Origin of the sequence: Pseudarthrobacter sp. S9 (genome assembly GCF_050156545.1) — a bacterium.
Lineage (GTDB): Bacteria > Actinomycetota > Actinomycetes > Actinomycetales > Micrococcaceae > Arthrobacter.
On record NZ_CP189576.1, the window covers coordinates 3805695 to 3828271 of the forward strand.

The following is a 22577-nucleotide window of genomic DNA, read 5'->3' on the forward strand; positions in this document are numbered from 1 at the left end:
CCGGCGGGGAACCTCCGGTCAGTTCTCCGGATAAGGGTCCCCCCAGCCGGCCGGCGTTCGCCGGGCGCATAACACTCTGTTCACCTTCAACACTAGCGCCGTAGCGTGGCCCCATGCGCATCCTGGTCCTGGGCGGTACAGCCTTCCTGTCCGCAGAAATCGCCCGGCAGGCCCTTGCCGCCGGCCACGACGTCACCTGCCTGGCGCGGGGAACCGTCTCCGCCCCGCCGGACGGTGCCACGTGGCTGCGGGCAGACCGCTCCCATGGGCCTGCCGCCTACGACGCCGCCTACTTAGCCGCCTCTGCGGGGGGCTCTGCCGCGGGCGGCGGGTGGGACGCCGTCGTGGAGGTCTCCCGGGATCCGGACCAGGCCCGGGAGCCCCTGACGGCCCTCGCCGGCAGTACCAGGCACTGGACCTTCATCTCAAGCTGCTCGGTCTATGCGGACCATTCCGTGGCCGGCGCCGCGGAGGACGCCGGGCTGCTGCCGCCGCTTGCTCCCGGCACGGCGCTGACCATGGAGAACTACGGCGAGGCGAAGTCAGCGATCGAATACTGGACCAGGGAGCTGGCCGGCGACAAGGCCCACATCTGCCGGGCCGGGCTGATCGGCGGGCCCGGGGACGGCTCGGACCGCTACGGCTACTGGCCGGCGCGCTTCGCCCGGGACGGGGAACCTGTCCTGGTTCCCGACATTCCCGCGGATCCCACCCAGATCATCGATGTCCGGGATCTCTCGGCGTGGGTCCTGGCGGCCGCCGCGCTCGGAGTCACCGGGGCGCTGAACGCCGTCGGGGAGGCGGTGCCGTTTGCCGCCTATCTGGAGGAGTCGAGGCAGCTCGCCGATGGCGGAGCCGAGGTGGTGGCTGCTCCCGGGGAGTGGCTCGCCGCTCACGGCGCCAACTACTGGGCGGGGCCGGATTCACTCCCGCTGTGGCTCCCGCCCGGACATGAGGGCTTCGCGGCGCGGGACGGTGCCGCCGCCCGCGGGGCCGGGCTGGTAACCCGCCCCTGGATGGATACCCTGCGGGACACCTTCGAGGATGAGCTGGGCCGGGGTCTTGGCCGGGAACGCAAGGCGGGAATGAGCCCGGAGGCCGAGCGCCGGATCCTGCGCGAGTTCCGGACAGAGTTTCAGTCCGCCTGACGCTCCACGGCGGCCGTGGGCTCGTGCAGGACCGGGAAGTTGACGCTCCGGGCGATGAAGCAGACCTTGTTGGCCTCGACGTGCAGTTCCTCCAGCAGCGGGTCCCCCGCAAGGGCCGCGGAAGCCGGGCCGGCAACGGTCACCCGGGGTCGGAGCGTTACGGACTCGAACTGGCCGCTGCCGTCCCGGTTGGTCCGCATCAGCCCCTCCGCCTGGTCCTCATAGGCCGTCACCACGACGCCGTGTTTCACGGCCACGTGCAGGAAGGACAGCATGTGGCACTGGGACAACGCCGCCAGAAGCAACTGCTCGGGGTTGTAACGGGTGCGGTCGCCGTGGAAGGCCGGATCGGCGGAGCCCCTGAGGACCGGCAGCCCGGGGATCTCTGCGTCGTGGTCCCGCGAGTAGCCGCGGTAGGAGGCCGTTCCCTCGCCCAGGTTCCCGGTCCAGCGGACTGTCAGTGCATAGCGGTGCTCGTCGAGGCTCATGCCGCCAGTCTAGTAGCGGACAAAGGTGCGGACAGACAGCGGGGAACAGCGCGCGCATGGCTGACTACGACAGCCATTTCGGCACCGAAATCAGCCAGACGTATTGACACGACATTGTGATGAGGACCACAATTTATTTGGGATCCCAACGCGGGATCCAGAAACGTATCCCAAAAAGGTGCCGCTAACCGGAGCCCGGCATGGACACGGACGCTCAATGGCGGACAGCCTGCCAGCCCCCGCAAAACGCCTTCATCCTTCAAACGCCAGGCCTTGGATGCTCAGGTTGTGGCATTCGGACCGGGACTTTGACTAAGCACCGGGACTTTGACTAAGCAAAGGAACGCAAATGGGCAGCGAGACAACGGGAACCGACGACCGGCCGCTGCGCGAAAGTGTCCGCGACACGATCCGCGCCAGGATTTTCGAAGGCCACTACGCTCCCGGGGCCCGTCTGGTGGAGAGGGACCTCGCCGATGAGTTCGATGTCTCCAGACTGCCTGTCCGGGAAGCACTGCGCATGCTCCGGCAGGAGGGTCTGGTCAGCGACAAGGCAAACTCGAGGGGGATGGTTGTGAGCAGCCTCAGCCCTGAGGAGGTCGCTGACCTGTTCGATGTACGGATGGCACTTGAGGTGCTGGCCTGCGAGCTGGCCGCCATGCGGGCCACGCCGTCAGACCTGAAACAGCTCGCGGACCTGTTGGACCAGGCACAGGCGGGCCTCGAACAAGGCTCCATCTACGCAGCCCAAACCGCCAACAACGAGTTCCACGATGCGATCACCGGCATTGCCAGAAACAGCTTTCTCCGCTCCGCCCTGGAACCGCTGCAGGGCCGGATGCATTGGCTATTCCGCCATGCAACGGATCTGCCGGAGCTGATCCGAGAGCACCGCAGACTGTACGAGGCGATCGCCAGCGGTGACCCCGCCCGGGCGGGGGCCGAGTCCAGAGGACACATACACAAGTACCGCACGCAGTACTACCAGACCCACTAAACGAACACGATCCGTCCGGGACGTCTTGGCCCTCATCAGCCATGCCGATCCCGCCATGCAGTGCACCCAAAAACAGGAGCTCAAATGAAAAATGACGCAGATCTGGTGATCGTCGACGCGACGGTCGTCAATACGGACGGCCGTCGAAACGCACATGTGGTTGTCCACGACGGCAGGATCACAGCTTTGCTGGACACCACCGAGCCGGTACCAGCGGCACGCCGCACCGTCGCTGGCAACAGTCGTCTGTTGATTTCCGGCGGCGTGGACGGGCACTGCCACATTGCCCGGGTAACACGTCGATTCCGAACCCTCGACAACTACGCTGTGACCTCCATGGCGGCATTGTGGGGCGGTACCACGACCGTCATCGATTTCGGTATCCCGCGGGATGCCTCGGAAACACCGCTCCAGGCCGCACTGAACAAAATCGATCTGGCGGGTGGTTCCCGTTGCGATGTAGCACTTCATGGATCCGTGGTGTCTTGGGACGAAAGCGTGCCGGCCCAGCTGGAAGAGATGGCGGCGCTGGGAATCCGCTCGGTGAAGATGTACACGACGAACCGCGGTTCCACCATGGCAGACAATGACACGATCCTGCGGGTGATGCGCGAGATGGTCCGTCTGGACGGTCTCACGTATATCCACGCTGAACACGATGCCATCATTGCCGACTGCACCGAAGCCCGGCCGCAACGGGAACCATCGGCATCCGGCATCTGCACCAACACGACCGGAACTAGCCGAAGAAATCTCGGTCAAGGAGACGCTGGCCATGGCCGAGTACACCGGCGCCCCGGTGTACTTCGTACACCAGTCCACGCCCGGGGCCGTGGACCTCGTCACCGAGGCCCGCAGCCGCGGCCAGGAAGAGCTCTCGGAAACCTGCCCGCACTACCTGACCCTGGACGAAACCGTATACAGCGAGCGGTTCCCGGAGTGGTACGCCTGCTGTCCGCCCATGCGCAGCCCGGAGACCGTGGCGGCGCTCGGGGACCGGATGCTCGCCGGAGATGTCCACACCGTTTCTTCGGACCACTCCTGCTACGAGCTGTCGCAAAAGCGTGAGCGTAGCCAGGACATCCGCCAAATGCCCCACGGGCTGCCAGGTGTGGAGACCCGGCTGCCCGTCACCTTCACGGCCATGGGTCGGGCCAGATGGGCAGGGCGCTGAAAACTTCGTGGAGGTCTTCTCGGCCGGTCCCGCCCGGATCAATTCGGTCCCGGGTAAGGGTGTGATCGCTGCCGGCTACGACGCAGACTTCGTCCGTCTCGATCCGTCCGAGCTGCGAACAGTGTCCGGCGCCGGACTGCACATGGGCACCGACTTTTCACCCTTCGACGGCATGGAACTGCGCGGCTGGCCCCAGTTGGTGGTCTCCGCACGGCGTGTGGTTCTGGATGAGGCCGGTTTCCACGACCCGGGTCCCGTGGGGCGGTTTGTTCTGCGCACCGGATTCCGCGAGGGCGTTCACCGCCAGCCCGAGCTGGCCGCCGCCGGCAACTTGACGTAGTCAATCACCAATCCGCCAATCACCAATCCAAAAAACCATTGACAAAGGAGTCATCATGGAAACCGACAGCAAAGCGTTGGCCGCACTGGGCCCATCCGGGCGGCTTTACAACGAGGACCTCGCACCTGCCACAGAGCGCAAATGGACATCGTACAGCTTCTTCGCAGTGTGGATGTCCGCAATCCACAACATCGGAACCTACACCTTCGTAGCAGGCCTTTTCGTCATCGGACTCACCGGCTGGCAGGTTCTGGCATCAATTCTGATCGGAACCGGAATTCTCTTCGTCGGCATGAATTTGGCCGGAAGAATGGGGGAGCGCACAGGCATCCCCTTCCCGGTCATGGCCAGAGTCAGCTTCGGAATCTGGGGAGCCAATATTCCGGCCCTCATCCGCGCAGTCATCGCCATCTGCTGGTACGGAATCCAGACATATTTGGCGTCGATGGCCGTCGTCGTCCTTCTCCTCCGCGTCGACCGGGACTGCAGCGATGGCAGGATCAGAGCTTCCTGGGCCTGTCTCTGCTCGGCTGGGCATGCTTCCTGCTGCTGTGGGTCCTTCAGCTGCTCGTCATCACCGGGGCATGGAAGCCGTTCGCCGGTTCCAGGACTGGGCGGGCCGGATAGTCTGGGTTGTCATGCTCGCTATGGCTGTGTGGCTCCTCTCCCTGGCTCACTGGAACATCCCCATGGATCTGTCAATCAAACCCCTCAGCGGCGGCGACGCCTTCCGGGGAGTCCTCACCGGAGCCTTCCTGCTGGTCGCCACGTACGCAACCATGTTGCTGAACTACTGTGACTTCACCCGCTTCGCCAAATCGAAGCGGGCTGTTATCCGAGGAAATTTCTGGGGCATCCCCGTCAATTTCGCCGCATTCGCCGCGATCAGCACCACCATGACCGTGGGAACGGTCGTCGTCTTCGGCAAAGCCATCACCGACCCTGCGCTGATTCTTGCCCAAGTACCCGACACATTTGTCCTCGTCATTGGCGCGATCATGTTCCTGGTAGCCACGATAGGGGTCAATGTGGTGCTGAACTTCGTCTCGCCCTCCTACGACCTGGCCAACGTGTGGCCCAAGCGGATCACGTTCCGCAGGGGCGGAATCATCAGCGCAGTCCTCGCCCTGCTCGTCATGCCATGGAACCTCTAGTCAAACCCGGTGGTCATCAACTACTTCCTCGGCGGCTTGGGCGCCTTCCTCGGCCCGCTCTTCGGCATCATGGCCGCCGACTACTTCCTGATCAACCGGGGCATCGTCAACATCAAGGACCTGTACCGGTCTGACGAAAACGGGCAGTACTTCTTCCGGAACGGAATCAACCCGAAAGCCATCGCGGTGTTCCTTCCAACCGCCGCCGTCGCTGCAATGATGGCGCTGGTCCCAAGCCTCGGGGCCGTCGCGGCTTTTGCATGGCCGGCCGGCCTTGTGACATCGGCAGTCGCTTACTACTTCGCCATGGGAGGTGCCCGCGCCACTGCCGTCTCACGCCAGGAACGCGAGGCCGTTCTGGAACCGGCGGAGTAGAACCGGCGGAGTAGAAGGTCCGCACAGTAGAAGGTCCGCACAATTTCTCCTCAAGGCCAGGGCCGGACCCGCATCTACATTGTGCGGGTCCGGCCCTGGCCTCGCAGGCACCGTGAAAACGGCCAGCCTTCACCTGGCAGGACGGCACACGTGTCGGGCCGCGGAATCCGTGGAGAGAGATCTATCCGAAGCCGACGTCGGCCTGGCGGGCGCGCAGGGCGCGGGCCACGCCGTCGCGGTTCTCCAGCATCATCCGGCCCAACGCTGCACTGTCCTCCGGCAGGGCGGCGAGGAACTCATCCGTGCGGTCCACGGTGGCCTGCGTGGTCAGCTGAGCCGGGTAGAGCCCGACGACGATCTGCTGGGCGAGCGCGTGGGTGCGGTTGGCAACGATCCCCGGAACGGCCTCGAAGTACTTCTCGGAGTACGGCTCCAGCAGGCTGCAGTCCAGTACCCGAGTGAAGCCGGTCACGGCCGAGCCCTGCAGGGCGTTGGAGAGATCCCCTTTGACCACAATCGATTCCCACGCCTCGGCCTTGGCCTCGGGGGTGGGGATGGCGGCCTTGGCGAGGGCGGCCGCGTTCTGGCCGTTGGCGGTGTTGTCGTGCTCCAGTTCGGCGTCGATCCGCTCCTGCCCGGCACGGCCCCCGGTGACGAGGGAGGCGAGCAGCTCCCAGCGCAGGTCCTGGTCCACGGTCAGGCCCTCAAGGCTCTGCGTCCCTTCCAGCAGGCCGGCCACGGTGTCCAGCTGCCCGGCGCTGCGTGCCAGCAGGGCGTAGGACTTCACGAACTGCAGCTGTGCATCGGAGCCGGCCGGAACGCTGGAGGCGAGCTCCCAGAGCTTGTCGGCCGCGGCCACCGCTGTTGCTTCGCTGTGCTCCTCGGCCACGTAGAAGGTCAGCGTGGTCGCCAGCTGGCGCAGCTGGACCAGGATCACGGAGGAATCGGATTCCTCGGCGATGTTGGCGAGGATCAGTTCCACGTAGCCCCGTGCCGGGGTTTCGCCGTCGCGCGCCGCGTCCCAGGCCGAGCCCCACACGAGGGTCCGGGGCAGGCTCTGGCTGAAGTCCTTCAGGTGGGCCGTGGCCGTCGCGAGGGACTTCGGGTCGAGGCGGACCTTGGCGTAGGCGAGGTCGTCGTCGTTGAGCAGGACCAGATCCGGCTGCGCGAGGCCGGCCAGGGCCGGAACTAAAGTGCGCTCGCCGTCGACGTCGAGCTCCTCGCGGTGGACGCGCTCCAGCTTGCCGGCGCCGTTGAGGTTGTAGAAGCCGACGGCGAGCCGGTGGGGCCGGAGCGTGGGCTGGCTGTCGATGGCCGACTGCAGGATCGCGAAGGAGGAGATGACGCCGTCTCCGCCGACGGAGAGTTCCGGCGTGAGTGTGTTGACACCGGCGGTTTCGAGCCAGAGCCGGCCCCACTGGTCAAGGTCGCGGCCGCTGGCTTTCTCCAGCTCGGCCATGAGGTCGCTGAGCTCGGTGTTCTGCCAGGCGTGCTTGCTGAAGTACTCGCGGACGCCGGACATGAATTCCTCCGGACCCACCCACGCCACGAGCTGGCGCAGCACCGAGGCGCCCTTGGCGTAGGTGATGCCGTCAAAGTTCACCTCGACGTCCTGCAGGTCATTGATTTCGGCGAAGATCGGGTGCGTGGTGGGCAGCTGGTCCTGCCGGTAGGCCCAGGACTTCTCCACCGAGGCGAAGGTGGTCCAGGCGTGGTCGAACCTGGTGTTCTCCACGGCGGCCAGGTGGGACATGTACTCGGCGAAGGACTCGTTGAGCCAGAGGTCGTTCCACCAGCGCATCGTCACGAGGTCCCCGAACCACATGTGGGCGAGTTCGTGCAGCACGGTGATGGCGCGGCGCTCCACCTGGGCGTCCGTGACCTTGCCGCGGAAGACGTAGCCCTCCAGGATGGTGACGGCCCCGGCGTTCTCCATGGCGCCGGCGTTGAACTCCGGCACGAAGAGCTGATCGTACTTCTCGAACGGGTAGGGGCAGCCGAACTGGGCCTCGAAGAACTCGAACCCCTGGCGGGTGAGTTCGAAGATATTGTCCGCGTCGAGGTACTGCATGAGCGACTTGCGGGCAAAGATGCCCAGGGGGATCACGCGGCCGTCGGCGGAGGTGACCTCGCTGCGGACGGACTGGTAGGGCCCGGCGATCAGCGCGGTGACGTAGGAGGACAGCCGGGGCGTTGGGGTGAATTCCCACACGGAGCGGGCGCCGCCGTCCTGGCCGGGAATGGTCTCCAGCGGTACCGGGGTGGGGGAGTTGGACACGATGTCCCAGTGCGAGGGTGCGGTGACGGTGAACGTGAAGCTGGCCTTGAGGTCGGGCTGCTCGAACACGGCGAACATCCGCCGGGAATCGGGGACCTCAAACTGGCTGTACAGGTAGACCTCGTTGTCCACGGGATCCACGAAGCGGTGCAGCCCTTCGCCCGTATTCATGTAGGGGGCGTCGGCCACGACCAGGAGCTCGTTCTCGGCCGCCAGCTCCGGAAGCTGGATCCGGATACCGTCGGAGACCTCCGCCGGATCAAGCTCCAGCCCGTTCAGGGTCACGCTGTGCACCGCATGGGTCACGGCGTCGATGAAGGTCGAGGACCCGGGCACCGCAGTGAACTTCACGGCAGTGGTGGAGCCAAAGACGTTCTCACCGCGCGTCAGGTCCAGGCTGACTTCGTAGGAGTCGACGGCGATCAGGGCGGCGCGCTCGCGGGCTTCGGCGCGCGTCAGGTTCATACCGGGCAAAGTTGGGCCTCCAGAAATGTTGGATAGTGCCAGCCGGCCGCAGCCGCCGGCACCGAAAAAGTCGGCATTGTGGATTCGATACTGCGGTGGATTCGATACTGTGAAATTATTCTTTCACGTCAGCGGCCCTTGGCAAGTCGCGCACATCACAGTAACCCCAGATCATGCCAAGGCCTGCCGGGGTAGCGTTGGGGTATGGGAAAGATCCGGGATGCTGTGGACGCTAGGGCCTTGCGTTTTGCGGTGGGGTTCCCCCTGATGCTGGCCGCCGGCTTCGTTGTCTGTGCCTTCCTGGTCCGGTCCGATCTGCCCGAACCGCTGGCCGTCCGCTGGACCGAGGCCGGGGCCGCGGATTTTGCGCCGTTCCCTACCGTCGTGGCAGTCGGTGCGGCGATGATCGTGCTGGCCGGCTGGGCCGTGCTGCTGCAGGCCGTGCCGTTGTCACGCCCCGCGGTGATGCGCCGCATCATGATGGGGGCCGGATTGTCCTTGAGCCTCTTTGTCACCACTGTTCTCGCCGCCGTTCTGGTGGGCCAGCTGGGACTGCAGGACGCGCGGAACTCCCGCGTGGACGTGTCCGTCCTGGCGCTGGGAAGCGGCGCGGCACTCTCCCTCGGCGTGGTCATGGGCTTGGTCTTCAAGGCCGACGAACGCTGGTCCATCGATGACGACATGGCCATGCGGGAGACGCTTGAACGCGAACGGGACCCGGAGCTGGCCAAGGACTCAGTCAGCCTGTGGGTTCACGCGCGCAGCTCGGTCTTCGTGATGCTCGGGGTAGCCACGCTATTGCCCGCCGCCCTCCTCACCATCGCAGTGCCGTGGCTCGCTGCACTCCTGGTGGCAGCGGCCCTGCTGGCCGCGGCGTTCCTGTTCGCCCGCATCCGGGTTGACCGGAGTGGCCTCCGGGTCTTCGCCGCGGGATTCGTGCGGGTCATGGACGTGCCCGCCGCGGCCATCAACGCCGCCACGCCGAAAGAGGTCAAGGCGGCGGATTACGGCGGCTGGGGCTACCGGAGCCACGGCAGCACCACGGCGCTGCTGGTCAGCAGCGGCCCCGCCGTCGTCGTCGACCGTACCGACGGGCGGCGGCTGGCAGTGAGCGGAGGCAGCGCCGCCACGGCGGACAACGTAGCGCACGTCTTGTCCCGGGTGGCCGCCCGGGCGCGCCGGAACGGCGAAGGGACGGGCGTGTAACGCAGCGCTATCTGAGCGGCTCTGTGAACGGCTATGTGAACAGAACACCCGGGCGACGCCGCCCGGTGCCCGGCGCCCTAGTACGCTTGGAGCAGACCCCCACCGCAGCTCGGCAGCCCACCGGCCCAACTGCCCGGCCCGACTGAACGGATACCCCGTGACCACATCTGCCGTCCCCCGCGTGCACATCGCCACCGACCACGCCGGCATGGAACTCAGCGCCCACCTCGTAAGCCACCTCAGTGCCAAGGGCTACGACGTGGTGGACCACGGGCCCAAGGTCTACGACGCGCTGGATGACTACCCCTCCTTCTGCATCAATGCCGCCCTCGCCGTCGTGGCCGACCAGGAAGCCGGCACCCATGCGCTGGGCATCGTCCTCGGCGGCTCCGGCAACGGCGAACAGATCGCCGCCAACAAGGTCAAGGGCGTGCGGGCCGCGCTGGCCTGGAACCTGTCCACGGCGCAGCTGGCCCGTGAGCACAACGACGCCAACGTGGTCGCCGTCGGCGGCCGCCAGCACAGAGTCGACGAGGCGACCGCCATCATCGAGGCGTTCCTGACGGAGCCCTTCAGCAACGACCAGCGCCACGTGCGCCGGATCGGCAAGATCGCCACCTACGAGCGCACCGGCGAGGTCATCGAGTAGTGCCGGAAGGGCATTCGGTCCACCGGCTGGCACGCCAGTTCGGCGACGTCTTCGCGGGGGAGCGCCTCGCGGTCTCCAGCCCGCAGGGTCGGTTCGCCCCGGGCGCCGCCCTGCTGGACGGTCACGTCCTGACGGGCTCGACCGCGTACGGGAAGCATCTCTTCCTGGAGTTTGACCACGGGCTGGTGCTGCACGTCCATCTGGGCCTCTACGGTGCCTGGGATTTCGGCGGAGACAGCAGCTTCCGCGGTGCCTCCAGCATCGGCGCGCCCCGCAAGGTGGGGGAGCGGGAAATCTACGACGACGGCGGCGCGTTGGCTACCGGAGATTCTGATGCTTCCGGCGGCGCTTCCGGCAGCCCTTCCCCCTACGCCGGGCCGCCCGCACCCGTGGGCGCCGTGCGGGTGCGGCTCGCCGGCGGTCACGGCTGGGCCGATCTGCGCGGCGCCACCACCTGTGAGGCCATCACCGAGGCCGAAGCAGCAGCGGTGACGGCCCGGCTGGGACCGGATCCGCTCCGCAACCTTCCGGGCGATCGGGACAGCTTCGTTTCCGGCGTGCGGGCCAAACGGACGCCCGTGGCTGCGCTGCTGATGGACCAGAAGCTGATTGCCGGCGTCGGGAATGTCTACCGTGCCGAGCTGCTGTTCCGGCAACGCCTTGACCCCTGGCTGCCAGGGACGGCCCTGCCCGCGGACGCGGCGCAGCGGCTGTGGGACGACACGGTGGCCATGATGTCCGACGGCGTCCGTGACGGCCGGATAATTACCACCCCGCCGCGTTACTGGAGCGAGCCCGAGGCCGGGTTGCCGGCCCCGGAGGAGGCCCACTTCGTCTACCGGCGGCAGGGCCTGGACTGCCGCGACTGCGGAACAGCGGTGGCGCTGACGGATCTGGGCGCCCGGAAACTCTACTGGTGCACCGGCTGCCAGCAGGCGTGACCCAGCAGGCGTGACCCGGCAGGCCCGACCCGGGAGGTACAACCCGGCAGGCACAACCCGGAACGCATGAAAAAAGCCCCTCCGGAGAGGGGCTTTTTTCATGCGTTCTGGTCCTGGAGGGCCGGTTCTGGAGGGGACGACGGGAATCGAACCCGCATCATCAGTTTGGAAGACTGAGGCTTTACCACTAAGCTACGTCCCCGGGTATTTGCTGGAACTTCAGCAAAACTTCCGGGCGGCTGTTGAAGCCGGATACAACTAAACCTAATTCAGGGCCCCGGTGTCAAATGTGCAAATCGCCACAGGATGACCGTAGACTGTTCTGTGCACTTACGGGGTGTAGCTCAGCTTGGCTAGAGCGCCTGCTTTGGGAGCAGGAAGTCGCAGGTTCAAATCCTGTCACCCCGACTCTGCAAGGACTGCCAGAAAGTGGCGATGCAGAACCCCACCCCCTAAAACCAGGAGTACTTAGACTGTGAAGAGCGCTGTCGAGAACCTCACCCCCACGCGGGTCAAGCTCAATGTTGAGGTCCCCTTTGAGGAATTGAAGCCCAGCATCGCAGAGGCATACAAGACTGTTGCTTCGCAGATCCAGGTCCCCGGTTTCCGCAAGGGTAAGGTCCCCTCCAAGCTCATTGACCAGCGCGTTGGCCGCGGCTACGTCCTCGAGACGGCCATCAACGAAGGCCTCAACGGCTGGTACCAGGCTGCCGTGCAGGAAACCGGCATCCGCCCCCTGAGCCGTCCCGAGGTCGAAATCACCGAGGTCCCCGACCCGTCCGCCACCGATGGTGAACTCAAGTTCCACGCCGAGGTTGACGTCCGCCCCGAGATCGAACTGCCCGACTACGCCGGCATCAAGGTTGAGGTTGCTGCCGCCGAATCCACCGACGCCGACGTCGACAAGGCCCTGGACGAACTCCGCGGCCGCTTCGGCACGCTGAAGTCCGTGGAGCGTCCGGCCGCCGATGGCGACTTCCTGACGATCGACATCGCCGCCACCATCGACGACGCCGAGGTTGACTCCGCCGCCGGGCTGTCCTACCAGGTCGGCGCAGGCACCATGCTCGAAGGCCTCGACGAAGCCGTCACCGGCCTCAGCGCCGACGAGGACGCCATCTTCGACACCACCCTCGTGGGCGGCGAGCACGCCGGCGAGTCCGCCCAGGTCAAGGTCACCGTCAAGGCCGTCAAGGAGCGCGAGCTGCCGGAAGCTGACGACGACTTCGCACAGCTGGCCAGTGAATTCGACACCCTGGCTGAACTCCGCGAGGACCTCGCAAAGCAGGCGGCCGAGTCCAAGGTTGTCGAGCAGGGCGTAGAGGCCCGCGACAAGGTCCTGGACAAGCTCGTCGAGCTCGTTGAGGTGCCCGTCCCGGAATCCGTCGTCGAAGAGCAGCTGGAAACCCACTTCAAGGCCGAGAACTCCCACGGCGACGGCGAGCACGACACCGAAGAGCACCGCGCGGAGGTCAAGGCCAACACCGAGCGGGCCTTCCAGAACGAGATCATCCTTGACGCCATCGCTGAAAAGGAAGAAGTCAATGTCAGCCAGAACGAGCTGATCGACTACATCGTCACCACCGCCAGCCAGTACGGCATGGACCCGAACCAGTTCGCCCAGATCATCGATCAGAGCGGCCAGGTCCCCATGATGGTTTCCGAGGTCCGCCGCCGCAAGGCGCTGGCCGTCGTCCTGGGCCAGGCGGAAGTCACCGACTCCGAGGGAAACAAGGTTGACCTCAGCGACTTCGTCCGCCCCGGCGGCGAAGAGGCTCCGGTTGAAGCTGCAGCCGACGACGCAGCCGTCGAGGGCGGGGCTTCCGAGGAAGCAGCAGCCACCGAGTCCGCGAAGAGCGATGACCCGGCAGCAGTGAAGTTCTAACAATCCTTACCGGCAGCCCCTGGATCACTGATCCGGGGGCTGTCCGTTTTAAGCCTGCGGTTTGAGCACGCGGTTTGAGGCACTGTTGGGCCCCGGCACGCCGGGCCGCGGCAATCGTGCGCCGTCAGCGAACAGCCCTGCGGCTGAGCACAAACCGGCTGCGAAAACCGTTAGTGTCCATGTAGGAAAGTTCAGTGATGTCGTCCAGTGATGTCACCGTCGCCAGTGAGAGGTAAGTACACATGTCACAGCAAGCAGGGGCACCCCGGATGGCTACGGTCGATCCGGCAGCCCAGGATAACTACATTTACAACCGCCTGCTGAAAGAGCGCATCATCTGGCTCGGCTCCGAGGTCCGCGACGAGAACGCCAACGCGATCTGCTCGCAGCTGCTGCTGCTTTCGGCGGAGAATCCTGAAAAGGACATCTACCTCTACATCAACTCACCGGGTGGCTCCGTCACCGCAGGCATGGCCATCTACGACACCATGCAGTTCATCCCGAACGACGTCGTCACCGTGGCCACCGGCCTCGCCGCCTCCATGGGCCAGTTCCTGCTTTCCTCCGGCACCAAGGGAAAGCGCTACGCGACCCCCAACGCCCGCATCCTCATGCACCAGCCGTCCGGCGGGATCGGCGGCACGGCCTCGGACATCAAGATCCAGGCAGAGCTGATCCTGCACATGAAGAAGGTCATGGCGGAACTGACCGCCGGCCAGACCGGGCAGACCGTGGACACCATCCTCAAGGACAACGACCGCGACAAGTGGTTCACGGCCCCGGAAGCCCTCGACTACGGCTTCTTCGACAAAATCGCGGCGCACGCCGGATCGGTCGCCGGCGGCGGCGGAACCAACGCCGGCAACGGCACAGGCGCAGGGACCGGCACTGCCACCGGCTCAGGCGCCACCGGCGCCGAGAACTGACCGGCACGTAGACAGAAATGAATTCAGGAGCGATGAACATGAACTACAATTTCGGATCGACTGCCGGTACCCTGCCGAGCAGCCGTTACGTGCTGCCACAGTTCGAAGAGCGCACCCCCTACGGTTTCAAGCGGCAGGACCCGTACACCAAGCTGTTCGAAGACCGCATCATCTTCCTGGGCGTCCAGGTTGACGACGCCTCGGCCGACGACGTCATGGCGCAGCTGCTGGTTCTTGAGTCCACCGACCCGGACCGCGACATCACCCTCTACATCAACTCCCCGGGCGGCTCCTTCACCGCCATGACCGCGATCTACGACACCATGACGTACATCCGCCCCGAGATCCAGACCGTCTGCCTCGGCCAGGCCGCCAGCGCCGCAGCCGTGCTGCTCGCGGCCGGAACGCCCGGCAAGCGCCTGGCGCTGCCGAACGCCCGTGTCCTGATCCACCAGCCCTCACTGTCCGGCGGGCAGGGCGGCCAGGCCTCCGACCTGGAGATCCAGGCCGCCGAGGTCATGCGGATGCGGTCCTGGCTGGAGGACACCCTGGCCAAGCACACCGGCCGGACGCCGGAGCAGGTCAACAATGACATCGAGCGCGACAAGATCCTCACCGCCGCCGAGGCCATGCAGTACGGGCTGATCGACCAGGTCCTTGATTCACGCAAGATCAAGCCCCAGGCGATCACCAGGTAGGAAGCAATCCACGACGCCGGTGCGGCTCACCCCCAAATGACCGCACCGGCGTCGGCATTCCACCCAACAGGCCCAAAGTGACCTAGAGTGGAACATGTCACGGCCAGCAGCAAGATACTAAAGGGGTTCACACATGGCTCGGATTGGCGAGAGCACGGATCTGCTGAAGTGTTCTTTCTGCGGAAAGAGCCAGAAGCAGGTCCGCAAGCTCATTGCCGGGCCCGGCGTCTACATCTGCGACGAGTGCATTGAACTCTGCAACGAGATCATTGAAGAAGAACTCGCGGAAGTAGCTGACCTGGGCAGTTTCGAACTGCCCAAGCCCCGCGAGATCTTTGATTTCCTGCAGGAGTACGTGATCGGCCAGGAGCCCGCCAAACGCTCCCTCGCCGTCGCGGTCTACAACCACTACAAGCGCATCCAGGCCGGCCACGCCCCGAAGAGCGGCAGCCTTGCCGAGGGTGTCCACCACGACGACGTCGAAATCGCCAAGTCCAACATCCTGCTGATCGGCCCCACCGGCTGCGGCAAGACCTACCTGGCCCAGACCCTGGCGCGGCGCCTCAACGTCCCCTTCGCCGTCGCCGACGCAACCGCCCTGACGGAAGCCGGCTACGTAGGCGAGGACGTCGAGAACATCCTCCTCAAGCTCATCCAGGCAGCCGACTACGACGTCAAGAAGGCCGAACAGGGCATCATCTACATCGATGAGATCGACAAGATTTCTCGCAAGAGCGAGAACCCCTCGATCACCCGGGACGTGTCCGGCGAGGGAGTGCAGCAGGCGCTGCTGAAGATCCTCGAAGGCACCGTCGCCTCCGTCCCGCCGCAGGGCGGCCGCAAGCACCCGCACCAGGAATTCATCCAGATCGACACCACCAACGTGCTGTTCATCGTCGCCGGGGCCTTCGCGGGCCTTGAGGAGATCATCGGTTCACGCTCCGGGCGCAAGGGCATCGGCTTCGGCGCCCCGCTCAACGAGATCAAGAACAACACCGATTCCTACGGCGAGGTCATGCCGGAGGACCTGCTCAAGTTCGGCCTGATTCCGGAATTCATCGGCCGGCTTCCCGTCATCACGACGGTTTCGAACCTTGACCGTGCAGCGCTGATCCAGATCCTGTCCACGCCCAAGAACGCCCTCGTCAAGCAGTACCAGAAGATGTTCCTGCTCGACGGCGTGGAGCTGGTCTTCGCTGAAGAGGCGCTCAACATGATTGCCGACCAGGCACTCGAGCGTGGCACCGGCGCCCGCGGGCTCCGCGCCATCATGGAGGAAGTCCTGCTTCCCGTCATGTTCGATCTGCCCAGCCGCGATGACATTGCGAGCGTCGTGATTACGGAAGACGTCGTGGCCAAGAAGGCCCCGCCCACCATGATCGCGCATGACGCCGTCAAGCGGCGCAAGTCCGCCTGACTCGGAATAAATCCGCGGCACGGGTCGCTGTCATTGATTGATGCGCCCGGTTGATGATGCGCCGGACGCGACTTCCCTGCTGACTTCGCCAAGGAGAACACCTGTGTCTGAAACCATGACCAACAAAGCCGACTTCTGGTTTGACCCGATGTGCCCCTTCGCCTGGGTCACCTCCCGCTGGGTCGGCGAGGTGGAGGAGGTCCGCGACATCATGACCGAGTGGCACGTCATGAGCCTCGCCGTGCTGAACGAGGGCCGCGACGAGCTCCCCGAGCAGTACAGGGAGTTCATGGCCAAGGCATGGGCTCCGGTGCGGGTCATCACCGCGGCGGCCGAGAAGCACGGGACGGAACACATCAAGTCGCTCTACGACGCCATGGGCACCAAGATCCATAACGAGGGCAACGGCGACATTGACGAAGTCATCGCCAAGTCGCTGGCCGAGGTCGGCCTCCCGGCGGAACTCGCGGCAGCGGGCCAGACGGACGAATTCGACGCGCAGTTGCGCGCCAGCCATGAAGCCGGCATCTCCCTCGTCGGCCAGGACGTCGGAACCCCTGTCGTCGCCTTCAACGGCACGGCGTTCTTCGGCCCCGTGCTGACCCGCATCCCGCGCGGCGAGGACGCCGGACGCCTCTGGGACGCCACGGTGACGCTGTCCTCCTTCCCGTACTTCTTCGAAATCAAGCGCAGCCGGACCGAAAGCCCCGTCTTCAACTGAGCCTTCCGCCACTGATTTTCCGCGACAGGTTTTCCGCCACCGCGCGGGCCGGCAAAGAGCCCCGGAAGAACTACTCTGATGTAGTTCTTCCGGAGCTCTTGTGCATCCGTCGCTCGAGGAGAACAATGGAATTTACCCACTTCGAAAGAAGCGGGACGCAGGAACCAAAGATTCAGTGACACTCATCCGACGCAGCCTTCGGCAAAGTCAGATGATGGCTACCAGTGACGAGGTAGGAAGACCTGAAAATCTGAGGATCCCGCCAGATTGTCTAAGACGTCACGTGACAATCGAAAGTCGAAGCCCCACCAACTGCTAACGCTGATGGGGCTTCCCCTTTGCCCAAAAACATGCTGCCCAAAAACAGCCGTGCGCGGAGACCCAGGGTGTACTGATGACGAGCGAGCCGATTGCGAACTACGCCCTCCTTTCGGACTGCCGGTCCGCCGCGCTGGTGAGCTCTTCCGGTTCCGTGGACTGGCTCTGTTTCCCTCGCTTCGACAGCCCCTCGGCGTTCGCGCGGATCCTGGGCCCGGAGGCGGGCTTCTGGGAAATCAGGCCGGTCGGCGTGTCCTCCGTCTCCCGCCGCTACGTAGAATCCAGCATGCTGCTGGAAACGGTGTACACGCTGCCCCACGGCGTCCTCAGTGTGACGGACGCCTTGGTCCTTGGGGACGGACAGCGGGGTCACGAGCTCGGCGCCGACGTTCCCGGCGCGCTCTTGCGGCAAGTAAGTTGCCGCGCCGGGGACGTCGAAGTGGAGATGGTCTTTGCACCCCGGCCTGGCTACGGGGAAATCCCGCCGCGGCTGGCCCGAGATGAGCGCGGCGTGCTGGTTCTGGCTGCGGCCGCAGCCGCAGCTGACGGCGACGCCGGGGACGGCACCGAAGTCCTCGCCCTCTCCACTTCCGTGCCCCTCGACGTCGATGGCCCGGTAGCCCGCGGCAGGTTCCCGATGAAGGCCGGCGACGTCCGCGGCTTCGCCCTGCAGCACCGGCACGGCGAGCCGGCCGCCCCGCGTTTCTGGACCCAGGCTGAGATTTCACGCCGCCTGGAAGACACCCGGCAGGGCTGGATCAGCTGGTCCGAGATGCACCAGAGCTACAACGGTCCCTGGCAGGACCTTGTCGCCGTCAGCGGGCGGATCCTGCAGGCGTTGACGTTCTACCCCACAGGCGCGATCGTGGCCGCTCCCACGACGTCCTTGCCGGAGGTGGCTGGAGGGGCGCGGAACTGGGACTACCGGTACACCTGGGTGAGGGACGCCAGCATGACACTGCAGGCGCTCTGGGTCGCCGCCTGCCCGGACGAGGCCGGCAAGTTCTTCGGCTTCCTGGCCGCGGCGGCTGCGGCGGCGGCGAGCCGGCCGGGCAACGGTGCGGACCTGCAGATCATGTACGGCGTCGGCGGGGAACTGGACCTGAGTGAACGCGAGCTGCCCCACCTCCCGGGATGGCGCGGGAGTTCCCCCGTCCGGGTCGGCAACGGGGCCTGGAACCAGCGCCAGCTCGATGTCTACGGTGAAATCCTGGACGCCGCTGCCACGCTGCCGGAATATCTCGTGGACATGGAGCCGGGCACGCGGCGGTTTCTCGCACAGGCCGCGGATACCGCCGCCGCACAATGGCAGGCCCCGGACCAGGGCATCTGGGAGAGCCGCGGGGCACCGCGTCACTATCTGCATTCCAAACTGATGTGCTGGGTCGCCGTGGACCGCGCCGTCGGACTTGCCTCACTGCTGGACGCCGAGGACAGGGTCCCGCAGTGGATCCAAGCGCGGGACCGGATCGCGGCCTCGATCCGACTGAACGGCTGGAGCGAGGCCGCCGGCGCCTACACCCAGGCCTACGGCTCCGACGATCTCGACGCCTCGGCCCTGCTCCTCGCCATCGTGGGCTTCCTTCCGGCCGACGACGCCGGAATGCTCGCCACGATCGAGGCGATCGAGGCGCGGCTGACGGATGCCCGGGGCCTGGTGTACCGGTACCGCAGCTCTGACGGGTTTTCCGGGGCGGAGGGGTCATTCCTGCTGTGCACGTTCTGGCTCGCCCACGCCCTTGCCCTGGCCGGCCGGACCGGGCGGGCCCGGGAGGTCTTCGAGTGCGCCGCGGCGTTCGCCAACGATCTGGGCCTGATGTCCGAAGAAGTGGCCCCGGAGTCGGGCGAGCTGCTGGGGAACTTCCCGCAGGCCTTCAGCCACATAGGCCTCGTCAACGCGGCGTGGGCCATCAGCATCGCGGAGGAAAACGCGCGCCGTCGGGAGGGACAGATCGCCCCGGTTGAGGACCGGGTAGAGGGAGGCATATCGCACGATCCGCTCCCCTGAGTAGACTGCAGATCAAACTCCAGAGTAAGGCCAACGACCATGGATGGTTCCGTCCTCGAACTCCTAGAGCGCGCGCTGGACCAGACAGCCGCCGTCATCGCCCCGATCCGCCCCGGGCAGGCGGCGCTGCCAACACCGTGCGCCAGCTGGGATGTGGAGTCGCTCGTCAGGCATGTTGTGGCGCAGGATCTGCCCCATTTCATTGTTTCCGCCCGCGGCGAGACGCCGGACTGGACGTCGCCCCCCGACGAACTCGGCGCCGACTGGCTGAGGCAATTTCTTAACGGCGCCCAGCTGCTGTTGGGTATTTGGGCCGCTGCGGACCTCGATCGGCCGGTCGCGGTGCCGGGAGGTGGCCAGGCGCCTCTTCGCGGCCGCGCCGACCATCAAATAACTGAACTGGCGGTGCACTGTTGGGACGTGAGCAGAGCCACCGCCACGGACGTAGACTTGGACCCCGCTCTTGCCGAGCACGCCCTTGCCTGGTCCAGGCGGATGCTGCGGCCTGAGTTCCGGGGACCTGACAAGGCCTTTGGTGTGGAGGTGCCGGTTCCGGAGGGCTCGTCCGTCTATGACCGGCTCGCCGGCTGGTTTGGTCGTGATCCCGCGTGGATGCCCATGGCTTAGGGCGTGTCCTGCCCCGGTGCCCGGCCGGAAAAGCGGAGGCGCTGCCCGGGGCCAACAGATCCCCGGCCAGCGCCTCCACAGCCAAGGCCATTCAGCGCACTCCTACGCCTGGGCGGGTTCTGCTACGCCTCGGCGGGTGCCAGGACGACGTCGCTCACGCTCAGCTCGCCCTCGCCGGCCACGAGTTCCAGTTCGCGCGCGTTGGCCGCTGCCTTGAGGTCGGCCAGGCCGGCCTTCAGTTGCGTGGTGAGCGATTCCGAGGCCGTGATGGTTGCGGAGAGGACCTCGGTGCGCTGCTTGACCTTGGCCTCGGACTTGGCCTTGCGGATGCCGCTGAGTGCGGTGCCGACGGTCGCCAGCAGGGCCGTGTCGCCGTCGATCTCCACGCCGGACGGCCACGCGGCCCGGTGCACGGACCCCGTGCGCCACCAGCTCCAGACTTCCTCCGTGGCGAACGGCAGGAACGGGGCGAACAGCCGCAGGAGCGTGTCCAGGCTAGTCGCCAGCGCGGCCAGGACGGAGGCCTGCTGGGCCTCGCCGGCGGCACCGTAGGCGCGGTCCTTGATGAGTTCCACGTAGTCGTCGGTGAAGTGCCAGAAGAAGCTCTCGGTGATCTGCAGGGCCCGGGCGTAGTCGTAGTTCTCGAACGCCTTCGTGGCCTGCCGGACGACGTCGGAGAGCTGGGCCAGCACGGCGCGGTCCAAGGGGTTGATCAGCACGGAAAGGTCCCCGGCAACCACGGAGTCCTCGGTGGCGCCGAGGTTCAGGACGAACTTCGAGGCGTTGAGCAGCTTGATGGCCAGGCGCCGCCCGATCTTCATCTGCGCGATCTCATAGGCGGTGTCGGCGCCGAGCTTGGCCGAGGCAGCCCAGTAGCGGACGGCGTCGGAGCCGTACTCCTCGAGGACATCCGTGGGGACGATGACATTGCCCTTGGATTTGGACATCTTCTTGCGGTCCGGATCCAGGATCCAGCCCGAGATGGCCGCGTGCTTCCACGGCGCCGTGTTCTGCAGGGCGTCGGCGCGCACGGCAGAGGAGAACAGCCAGGTCCGGATGATGTCGTGCCCCTGGGGGCGCACGTCGAAGGGATAGACCGTGGCGAAGAGCGCCTCGTCGGTGCTCCAGCCGCCGACGATCTGCGGCGTCAGGGACGACGTGGCCCAGGTGTCGAGGACATCGGCGTCGCCGGTGAAACCGCCCGGCACGTCGCGCTGGGCTTCCTCGTAGCCGGGGGCCGCATCCGCCGCCGAGTCCACCGGCAACTGTGCGTCGGACGGGACGATCGGCGCGGCGAAGTCCGGGTTGCCGTCGGCGTCCAGCGGGTACCAGACCGGCACCGGCACACCGAAGAACCGCTGGCGGGAGACCAGCCAGTCGCCGTTGAGGCCGGAGATCCAGTTCTCATACCGGGAGCGCATGAAGGCGGGGTGGAAATCGATCTCGTGACCGCGGCCGATCAGGCGTTCCCGGCGTTCTGCGTCGCGCCCGCCGTTTCGGATGTACCACTGGCGTGAGGTCACCACTTCGAGGGGCTTGTCGCCCTTCTCGAAGAAGTTGACCGGGTGCATGATTTTCTGGGGCTCGCCGTCGAGCAGCTCGGCGGCGGCGAGTCGCTCCACCACGGTTTCCTTGGCGCTAAAGACGGTCTTGCCGGCGATCGCCTCGAAGCTGGCGCGGCCTTCCTCGCCGGTGATCCAGTCCGGGGTCTCGCCGATGATGCGGCCGTCGCGGCCGACAATCGCACGGGTGTGCAGCTGGAGTTCGCGCCACCACGTGACGTCGGTGAGGTCGCCGAAGGTGCAAACCATTGCGATGCCGGAGCCTTTGTCCGCCTTTGCGAGGGGGTGGGCCTTCACCTCCACCTCGACGCCGAACAGCGGCGAGGTGACCTTCTTGCCGAACAGCGGCTGGTACCGTTCGTCGTCGGGATTCGCCACGAGGGCGGCGCAGGCGGCGAGCAGTTCCGGGCGGGTGGTCTCGACGTATATCTTCTCGCCGTCGGCGGTGAAGAACGGGTAGCGGTAGTAGGCGCCCGCTACTTCGCGGTCCTCAAGTTCGGCCTGGGCCACCGCGGTGCGGAAGGTGACATCCCACAGGGTGGGGGCTTCGGCCATGTAGGCGTCGCCTGCGGCGAGGTTGGCCAGGAACGCCCGCTGGGAGATGGCCCGGGACTTGTCGTCGATGGTGCGGTACGTGAGGTCCCAGTCGACGGACAAGCCAAGGGTCTGGAAGAGGTGTTCGAAGACTTTTTCGTCCTCGACGGCGAGCTCCTCGCACAGTTCGATGAAGTTCCGGCGCGAGACGACATCGAAGTCGCGCTGGTTCTTGGCGGGCTCGGCCGGTGGGCGGTAACCGGCGTCGTAGGCGACCGTGGGGTCGCAGCGCACACCGTAGTAGTTCTGCACACGGCGTTCGGTGGGCAGGCCGTTGTCATCCCAGCCCATCGGGTAGAAGACGTTCTTGCCGGTCATGCGCTGGTAGCGCGCCAGGACGTCCGTCTGCGTGTAGGAGAACATGTGACCGACATGCAGCGAACCCGACGCCGTGGGTGGGGGAGTGTCGATCGAATAGACCTGCTCGCGGGTGGTGTCCCGGTTGAACTTGTAGGTCCCGTCGTCAAGCCAGCGCCGGGTGAGGGCGGCTTCCAGCCCCTCAAGGGCAGGCTTGTCCGGAACGTTGATGGGGGCGGTGGTGGGCGTGTCTGTACCCTGATTGTCTTCAGCCATGGGGCAATTCTTTCACTAAGTTACCTAGTGTTC

Annotated in this window: 18 protein-coding genes, 2 tRNA genes and 2 pseudogenes; 17 read left to right on the forward strand and 5 right to left on the reverse strand. The window is 65.8% G+C overall.

The window, feature by feature from the left end; all coding sequences use genetic code 11:
• The first annotated feature begins 113 nt into the window (after nt 1-113).
• The gene (locus ACQCSY_RS18270; protein ID WP_427130982.1) at nt 114-1148 is read left to right on the forward strand and encodes an NAD-dependent epimerase/dehydratase family protein; all 1035 of its coding nucleotides are present in this window, start codon (nt 114-116) and stop codon (nt 1146-1148) included.
• On the opposite strand, the gene ACQCSY_RS18275 is transcribed toward ACQCSY_RS18270, so the two are convergent.
• On the reverse strand, nt 1136-1636 hold the full coding sequence (locus ACQCSY_RS18275; RefSeq protein ID WP_427130984.1) for an OsmC family protein: 501 nt from the start codon (nt 1634-1636) through the stop codon (nt 1136-1138). The genes ACQCSY_RS18270 and ACQCSY_RS18275 overlap by 13 nt on opposite strands.
• A 349-nt stretch (nt 1637-1985) precedes the next feature.
• Here ACQCSY_RS18275 and ACQCSY_RS18280 point away from each other — a divergent pair, with 349 nt between their 5' ends.
• The gene (locus ACQCSY_RS18280) at nt 1986-2633 is read left to right on the forward strand and encodes a GntR family transcriptional regulator (protein ID WP_427130986.1); all 648 of its coding nucleotides are present in this window, start codon (nt 1986-1988) and stop codon (nt 2631-2633) included.
• A 467-nt stretch (nt 2634-3100) separates the two neighbouring features.
• On the opposite strand, the gene ACQCSY_RS18285 is transcribed toward ACQCSY_RS18280, so the two are convergent.
• A complete protein-coding gene (locus ACQCSY_RS18285; RefSeq protein ID WP_427130988.1) occupies nt 3101-3271 on the reverse strand; it encodes a hypothetical protein in 171 nt (56 codons plus the stop codon).
• 137 nt (nt 3272-3408) lie between these two features.
• Between ACQCSY_RS18285 and ACQCSY_RS18290 the strand changes: the two genes are divergently transcribed.
• The 4 genes and pseudogenes from ACQCSY_RS18290 (at nt 3409) to ACQCSY_RS18305 (ending at nt 5676) form a co-directional block, all read left to right on the forward strand.
• The gene (locus ACQCSY_RS18290) at nt 3409-3807 is read left to right on the forward strand and encodes a hypothetical protein (RefSeq protein WP_427130990.1); all 399 of its coding nucleotides are present in this window, start codon (nt 3409-3411) and stop codon (nt 3805-3807) included.
• Between the two features lie 7 nt (nt 3808-3814).
• Nucleotides 3815-4147 carry a hypothetical protein gene (locus tag ACQCSY_RS18295; RefSeq protein ID WP_427130991.1) on the forward strand — a complete coding sequence of 111 codons (333 nt, stop codon included), beginning with the start codon at nt 3815-3817 and terminating at the stop codon, nt 4145-4147.
• A 55-nt stretch (nt 4148-4202) separates the two neighbouring features.
• Nucleotides 4203-4610: pseudogene (locus ACQCSY_RS18300) on the forward strand (cytosine permease); the annotation flags it as partial.
• A 73-nt stretch (nt 4611-4683) separates the two neighbouring features.
• Nucleotides 4684-5676 (forward strand): annotated as a pseudogene (locus ACQCSY_RS18305) (cytosine permease).
• Between the two features lie 181 nt (nt 5677-5857).
• Here ACQCSY_RS18305 and pepN read toward each other — a convergent pair.
• Nucleotides 5858-8419 (reverse strand): aminopeptidase N, encoded by a 2562-nt coding sequence (gene pepN / locus ACQCSY_RS18310; RefSeq protein ID WP_427130992.1) that lies wholly within the window; start codon nt 8417-8419, stop codon nt 5858-5860.
• Nucleotides 8420-8623: 204 nt separating this feature from the next.
• Here pepN and ACQCSY_RS18315 point away from each other — a divergent pair, with 204 nt between their 5' ends.
• The 3 genes from ACQCSY_RS18315 (at nt 8624) to ACQCSY_RS18325 (ending at nt 11215) form a co-directional block, all read left to right on the forward strand.
• Nucleotides 8624-9625 carry a hypothetical protein gene (locus ACQCSY_RS18315; protein ID WP_427130994.1) on the forward strand — a complete coding sequence of 334 codons (1002 nt, stop codon included), beginning with the start codon at nt 8624-8626 and terminating at the stop codon, nt 9623-9625.
• Nucleotides 9626-9782: 157 nt separating this feature from the next.
• A complete protein-coding gene (locus ACQCSY_RS18320; RefSeq protein WP_427130995.1) occupies nt 9783-10274 on the forward strand; it encodes a ribose-5-phosphate isomerase in 492 nt (163 codons plus the stop codon).
• Nucleotides 10274-11215 (forward strand): Fpg/Nei family DNA glycosylase, encoded by a 942-nt coding sequence (locus ACQCSY_RS18325; protein WP_427130997.1) that lies wholly within the window; start codon nt 10274-10276, stop codon nt 11213-11215. Before ACQCSY_RS18320 ends, ACQCSY_RS18325 begins: the two co-directional genes overlap by 1 nt.
• Before the next feature lie 128 nt (nt 11216-11343).
• Here ACQCSY_RS18325 and ACQCSY_RS18330 read toward each other — a convergent pair.
• Nucleotides 11344-11417, reverse strand: a tRNA-Gly gene (locus tag ACQCSY_RS18330).
• 131 nt (nt 11418-11548) lie between these two features.
• Here ACQCSY_RS18330 and ACQCSY_RS18335 point away from each other — a divergent pair.
• The 8 genes from ACQCSY_RS18335 to ACQCSY_RS18370 all read left to right on the forward strand — a co-directional run bounded on the left by ACQCSY_RS18335 (nt 11549) and on the right by ACQCSY_RS18370 (nt 19815).
• Nucleotides 11549-11623 (forward strand) — tRNA-Pro (locus ACQCSY_RS18335).
• A 67-nt stretch (nt 11624-11690) separates the two neighbouring features.
• Nucleotides 11691-13100 (forward strand): trigger factor, encoded by a 1410-nt coding sequence (gene tig, locus ACQCSY_RS18340; protein WP_427130999.1) that lies wholly within the window; start codon nt 11691-11693, stop codon nt 13098-13100.
• Nucleotides 13101-13369: 269 nt separating this feature from the next.
• On the forward strand, nt 13370-14026 hold the full coding sequence (locus ACQCSY_RS18345) for an ATP-dependent Clp protease proteolytic subunit (protein ID WP_427135929.1): 657 nt from the start codon (nt 13370-13372) through the stop codon (nt 14024-14026).
• A 38-nt stretch (nt 14027-14064) separates the two neighbouring features.
• Nucleotides 14065-14724, forward strand: coding sequence for an ATP-dependent Clp protease proteolytic subunit (locus ACQCSY_RS18350; protein ID WP_427131000.1), 660 nt, complete (start codon nt 14065-14067; stop codon nt 14722-14724).
• A gap of 133 nt (nt 14725-14857) precedes the next feature.
• On the forward strand, nt 14858-16141 hold the full coding sequence (gene clpX, locus ACQCSY_RS18355) for an ATP-dependent Clp protease ATP-binding subunit ClpX (RefSeq protein WP_427131002.1): 1284 nt from the start codon (nt 14858-14860) through the stop codon (nt 16139-16141).
• Between the two features lie 115 nt (nt 16142-16256).
• Complete coding sequence (locus ACQCSY_RS18360; RefSeq protein WP_427135931.1) at nt 16257-16862, forward strand: DsbA family protein; 606 nt, start codon at nt 16257-16259, stop codon at nt 16860-16862.
• Nucleotides 16863-17256: 394 nt separating this feature from the next.
• Nucleotides 17257-19188, forward strand: a complete 1932-nt coding sequence (locus ACQCSY_RS18365; protein ID WP_427131004.1) for a glycoside hydrolase family 15 protein — start codon at nt 17257-17259, stop codon at nt 19186-19188.
• A gap of 39 nt (nt 19189-19227) precedes the next feature.
• Nucleotides 19228-19815, forward strand: coding sequence for a TIGR03086 family metal-binding protein (locus tag ACQCSY_RS18370; protein ID WP_427131005.1), 588 nt, complete (start codon nt 19228-19230; stop codon nt 19813-19815).
• A 122-nt stretch (nt 19816-19937) separates the two neighbouring features.
• On the opposite strand, the gene valS is transcribed toward ACQCSY_RS18370, so the two are convergent.
• Complete coding sequence (gene valS, locus ACQCSY_RS18375) at nt 19938-22544, reverse strand: valine--tRNA ligase (RefSeq protein ID WP_427131007.1); 2607 nt, start codon at nt 22542-22544, stop codon at nt 19938-19940.
• Nucleotides 22545-22577 lie beyond the last annotated feature (33 nt).

Bases quoted from the DNA above. Each gene is read 5' to 3' on its own strand.
- ACQCSY_RS18270 (WP_427130982.1), top strand. From the start codon at position 114: ATGCGCATCCTGGTCCTGGGCGGTACAGCCTTCCTGTCCGCAGAAATC.
- ACQCSY_RS18275 (WP_427130984.1), bottom strand. From the start codon at position 1,636: ATGAGCCTCGACGAGCACCGCTATGCACTGACAGTCCGCTGGACCGGG.
- ACQCSY_RS18280 (WP_427130986.1), top strand. From the start codon at position 1,986: ATGGGCAGCGAGACAACGGGAACCGACGACCGGCCGCTGCGCGAAAGT.
- ACQCSY_RS18290 (WP_427130990.1), top strand. From the start codon at position 3,409: ATGGCCGAGTACACCGGCGCCCCGGTGTACTTCGTACACCAGTCCACG.
- pepN (WP_427130992.1), bottom strand. From the start codon at position 8,419: ATGAACCTGACGCGCGCCGAAGCCCGCGAGCGCGCCGCCCTGATCGCC.
- ACQCSY_RS18315 (WP_427130994.1), top strand. From the start codon at position 8,624: ATGGGAAAGATCCGGGATGCTGTGGACGCTAGGGCCTTGCGTTTTGCG.
- ACQCSY_RS18345 (WP_427135929.1), top strand. From the start codon at position 13,370: ATGGCTACGGTCGATCCGGCAGCCCAGGATAACTACATTTACAACCGC.
- ACQCSY_RS18350 (WP_427131000.1), top strand. From the start codon at position 14,065: ATGAACTACAATTTCGGATCGACTGCCGGTACCCTGCCGAGCAGCCGT.
- clpX (WP_427131002.1), top strand. From the start codon at position 14,858: ATGGCTCGGATTGGCGAGAGCACGGATCTGCTGAAGTGTTCTTTCTGC.
- ACQCSY_RS18360 (WP_427135931.1), top strand. From the start codon at position 16,257: ATGACCAACAAAGCCGACTTCTGGTTTGACCCGATGTGCCCCTTCGCC.
- ACQCSY_RS18365 (WP_427131004.1), top strand. From the start codon at position 17,257: ATGACGAGCGAGCCGATTGCGAACTACGCCCTCCTTTCGGACTGCCGG.
- ACQCSY_RS18370 (WP_427131005.1), top strand. From the start codon at position 19,228: ATGGATGGTTCCGTCCTCGAACTCCTAGAGCGCGCGCTGGACCAGACA.
- valS (WP_427131007.1), bottom strand. From the start codon at position 22,544: ATGGCTGAAGACAATCAGGGTACAGACACGCCCACCACCGCCCCCATC.